6 protein-coding genes are annotated in these 4,140 nt (G+C 28.5%); 1 reads left to right on the top strand and 5 read right to left on the bottom strand.

The annotated features are described in order from the left end of the window. Positions 1-256: 256 nt before the first annotated feature. The 3 genes from Q0138_RS05320 to Q0138_RS05310 all read right to left on the bottom strand — a co-directional run bounded on the left by Q0138_RS05320 (position 257) and on the right by Q0138_RS05310 (position 2,492). Positions 257-610, bottom strand: a complete 354-nt coding sequence (locus Q0138_RS05320; RefSeq protein WP_297981801.1) for a VOC family protein — start codon at positions 608-610, stop codon at positions 257-259. A 160-nt stretch (positions 611-770) separates the two neighbouring features. After that, positions 771-1,238, bottom strand: coding sequence for a MarR family winged helix-turn-helix transcriptional regulator (locus Q0138_RS05315; protein WP_297981799.1), 468 nt, complete (start codon positions 1,236-1,238; stop codon positions 771-773). A 282-nt stretch (positions 1,239-1,520) separates the two neighbouring features. Further along, complete coding sequence (locus Q0138_RS05310; RefSeq protein WP_297981797.1) at positions 1,521-2,492, bottom strand: malate dehydrogenase; 972 nt, start codon at positions 2,490-2,492, stop codon at positions 1,521-1,523. A 258-nt stretch (positions 2,493-2,750) separates the two neighbouring features. On the opposite strand from Q0138_RS05310, the gene dtd reads away from it, so the two are divergent. Next, the gene (gene dtd, locus Q0138_RS05305) at positions 2,751-3,197 is read left to right on the top strand and encodes a D-aminoacyl-tRNA deacylase (protein ID WP_297981795.1); all 447 of its coding nucleotides are present in this window, start codon (positions 2,751-2,753) and stop codon (positions 3,195-3,197) included. A 217-nt stretch (positions 3,198-3,414) separates the two neighbouring features. Here the strand turns inward: dtd and Q0138_RS05300 are convergent, their stop codons facing one another. Then, positions 3,415-3,690: a HepT-like ribonuclease domain-containing protein gene (locus Q0138_RS05300; RefSeq protein WP_297981793.1), complete on the bottom strand. Its 276-nt coding sequence runs from the start codon at positions 3,688-3,690 to the stop codon at positions 3,415-3,417. Positions 3,691-3,738: 48 nt separating this feature from the next. Next, entirely contained in the window at positions 3,739-4,035 is a 297-nt protein-coding gene (locus Q0138_RS05295; RefSeq protein ID WP_292741279.1) for a nucleotidyltransferase family protein, read from the bottom strand. Positions 4,036-4,140: the final 105 nt, after the last annotated feature.

Here is a 4,140-nt window from a genome sequence, read left to right as displayed (position 1 = left end):
TTAATATATAAAAAAATTAATTAAATTAAAACTCAACTCTAAACTATAAAAAAAATTAATTAAATTAAAACTCAACTATATTCAATGAAAATAATTAATTAAATTAAAGTAAAGAAAATCCTCCATAAAATAAAAAAAATTAATTAAATTAAATTAAAGAAAATCCCTAATAAAATAAAAATTAATTAAATTAAATTAAAGAAAATCCCTAAAAAATAACTAAACTACAAAACCTCAAATTTAAATTAATAAATAATTAATCATCATGTTGGACTAAAACAACATTTATTCCATTTGGATCCTTAAATAAGGCCATGCTTCCAACACTTGTTCTGGTTGGTTCCAAAATCATTTCAACTCCCTTTGACTTGATTTGAGAAACCTCCCTTTCAATGTCCTCAACATCCATGCCTATTGAATACAATCCAATATCATTGACATTGTCTTTAATAAGCTCAAGCATTGTTTCTCCTTCACCCTTAAGCAAGGTAATGAATGCTCCATTTGGAAGATCATACTCACTGTCTATTTCAAATCCGCAAACTGAAGTGTAAAAGTCAACTGACTTTTCCATATCCTCAACAATCATTGTACTATATTTTACCTTCATGAAATCACCTTAAAAATCATAAAACAGGAATGCGAAATAAATTAACTCCAAAGAACATCTGAAATCAAATGCGAAATAAATTAACACCAAAAAACATCTGAAATCAAATGCAAAAAAAATTACACCTTAAAACCTCTAAATCAGAAATTTGACATTAAAATTATTTTAAATTATCAAAACTGTCATCACAGACTAATTCCATTCCCTTAAGAGCTATCTCCTTCAATCTTAACTTCAATTCATCATCTGATTCATCAATACCAACTTCCTTTTCCCAATCCTTGGAAATTTGACGAATCTTTGGAACTAAATCCTCACCCTTTTCAGTTGTATTCAACATATATTTTCTTCTATTATTAGGATTTACTTCCCTTTTAATGTATCCATCATTTTCCAGCCTTTTCAAGGATTTTGCAATATTCCCCTTACTTTGACCAGACATTAAAACCAATTCATCCTGGGAAATGTTTGGATTATCATAAATCATCATAATATATCTGACCTCATGTCCCAAATCAAATTCCTCATATTTCAATTTAAGATACTTGAATTGGTTTTTAGAAATATTATGAATCCATGCTATCAATGGAGACTTTTCACTTATTCCTTGAGAATCTTCACCAAGCATAATATCACCAATTAATGAATAAAATAAATAAAATAAATAAATAAAAAAAAATAACTCAAATAAATAAAAGTTCTATCTACTTAATTATTTGGAAGAATGAATATATAAATGTTTCATTTGAAACAGTTGAAAATGAAACAATAAAAAATTTTAAAATAAACCTAAGGTTCAAATAATTATCAAAAAAATTAGTAAAAAATAAATTTTAAAAACAAGCAAAAAATAATCTAAAAAGATTATAAAAAAAGAAAAAACTGTCAAAATTGACAGCAAAATTAAAATTTATTGGCTAGAATCATCCTTATCTTGTTTTAAAATGTCTCTAACCTGTTCTGTAGTTTCTTTTACTACATTTGCCGCTTCCTTAAACTTCCTCTTCTCATAATCATTTATAGGAATCGGTACAATGTATGCAACACCTTTTTTGGATAAGATTGCAGGAACTCCTAACGAAACTCCTTCAACATCTGAAATTTCTCCATCCAAATAAATGCTTACAGTCAAGATCCTATGACTATCCCTCAATATTGTAAAGATAAGATTGGAAATAGCATAGGCAGGACCATATTCTGTAGCACCCTTTTTGGAAATAATGGTATTGCCGGCAGTTCTAAGTCTTTTAACAATGTCTTTAGTGTCCAAAGCCTTATTATCATAAAAGACCTTATAAGGAACTCCTCCAATAGTGGTGGAGCTTAAAAGAGGAACCATATGGTCCCCATGTTCACCAATAACCCTTGTATGAACTTCCCTACTGTTAATTTTAAAGTGTTTTGAAATATAAGTCTTTAATCTTAGTGAATCCAAGTGATTTCCAAGACCAATAACCTTTTTCTTATCAAAACCAGATGCTTCCAAAGCTATTGTTGTCATAACATCAACAGGATTAGTTGCAATTAAAATTATAGCATCTGGTGCATGAATAGCTACCTGTCTAGCATATTCATCAACAATTCTTGCATTGGGAACAGCTAAATCAAGTCTATTCATCCCTTCCTGACGCGGAATACCTGCTGAAATAAGAACAATGTCTGAATCAGCAATATCTTCATATTTATAAGTAGGAATAAGATCACAATCAATATCTTCAGCAGCCAAGGCATCATACATATCGAATACTTCACCAACTGCCTTATTGATACTGGATTTACGGGTAAACAAGACGATTTCATCAATGATATCTCTTCTTGCCAACTTAAAAACTACATTTTTTCCTATGACACCAGTTGATCCCATGATAGTTACTTTTGTCATAGTTTAAAATTGTTCAATGTAATAAAAATAGTTTACTAAATTTCTTTAAAAAAGCATGTTAAACTTGCAAAGCTTAAGTTTGAATTTAAAAAACAAATAAAAAGAACCTAAAATAATAAAGACTAATAAATTAAAAAAACAATTAAAAAGAATAAAAAAAACCCATCCCCCAAAAACAAAACAAAACCAAAGAAAAATAATTTAAAAGAATAAAAATAAATAAAAATATAGAAGAATGAGAAATCTTGGAGAAATTTTATGAAATTAGTTGTTCAAAGAGTTACAAGTGCAAGTGTGGAAGTAGACAATGAAATAGTTGGCCAAATAGAAGAAGGATTAATGGTTTTAGTAGGTTTTGGCCAAAATGACAGCGAAAAGGAAGCTGATTACCTTGCAAATAAGCTTACAAAACTTAGAATATTCCATGATGAAAATGAAAGAATGAATCTTTCAGTTAAAGACATTGGAGGAAAATTATTGCTTGTACCTCAATTTACTTTATATGCCAAAACAAAGAAAAATAGACCTTCTTTCCACAAGGCATTAGCACCTGATAAAGCAACTGAATTATTTGACTACTTCGTTGAAAAATGTAGGGAAACTGTTGAAACAGAAACAGGAATATTTGGGGCTTTTATGAAAGTGGAATTGTTAAACAATGGCCCTGTAACCATTTTACTTGAAAAGGAATTTGAAAAGAAATAGTTGCGGAAATATTTCTGAAGATGTTGGTGGTGCAGTTTGCTTCTCTAGTAATGATGATGTGATAAATTGTAATTTATAAAACTATCATTACCCTGAATGAAATATATTGCAAATAAACATATTCAAAAAAATAAAAATCAAAAAAATTATAAAAAATAAAATAAAACTAAAAAATTAAAAAATAAATATCATATGCTAAAAAATAGTATGATCTGATTTAATCATGAATGATTTTTTCCAGATATTGCTTAATTTCAGGAACATCGTCATGCATAATTTCCCAAAAGATATCATCCACAATATTCTCATAATTATGGGCCGCGATATTTCTCAAACCAATTAATTGACCCCATTCAATTCCATCATACTCTTGACAGAATTCATCTGAAAATCTATTTGCAAATTCACCCATCTGGATAATAACTAATGCACAAGCATCCTTATATAAACTATCAGAAAAATATATTTCTTTATCATCATCAAAACGATTCAAGTAATCTTCAATACATTACAATAATCAATTATGGTTTTAGCCCATCTTTTATCTTTTTCGTTCATATATAAGAACCTCCTCCCTGCTCACTGCTTCAAGAAATTTCTTATTTGAACTGCCTTTACTGATTACATCAACATGACATTTGAATTCCTGTTCCAAATCCTGAACTAAAGAAACATATTGAAGACCTTTCAAATCCCCTTTATCCATTACAAAATCCAAATCACTATCTTCAGTTGCTTCATCACGAGCATATGAACCAAAAAGACTAAAACTGTTTATCCCATATTTAACAACAATTGGAATAATTCTTTTCTTAATCTCCTCAATTGTAAAAACCATAATACCCACCATCGTGTAATGAATTGTATTTTCATTTAAATTATTTTATTAATATTATCTGTGTAATGAAATAATATTAAAAAGTTTTGAAAGTGCGACAATATT

Origin of the sequence: uncultured Methanobrevibacter sp., from assembly GCF_937906425.1 — an archaeon.
Classification (GTDB): domain Archaea; phylum Methanobacteriota; class Methanobacteria; order Methanobacteriales; family Methanobacteriaceae; genus Methanobrevibacter.
Note: the sequence above shows the minus strand (reverse complement) of the source record. Positions and strands in the feature narration are given on the sequence as shown.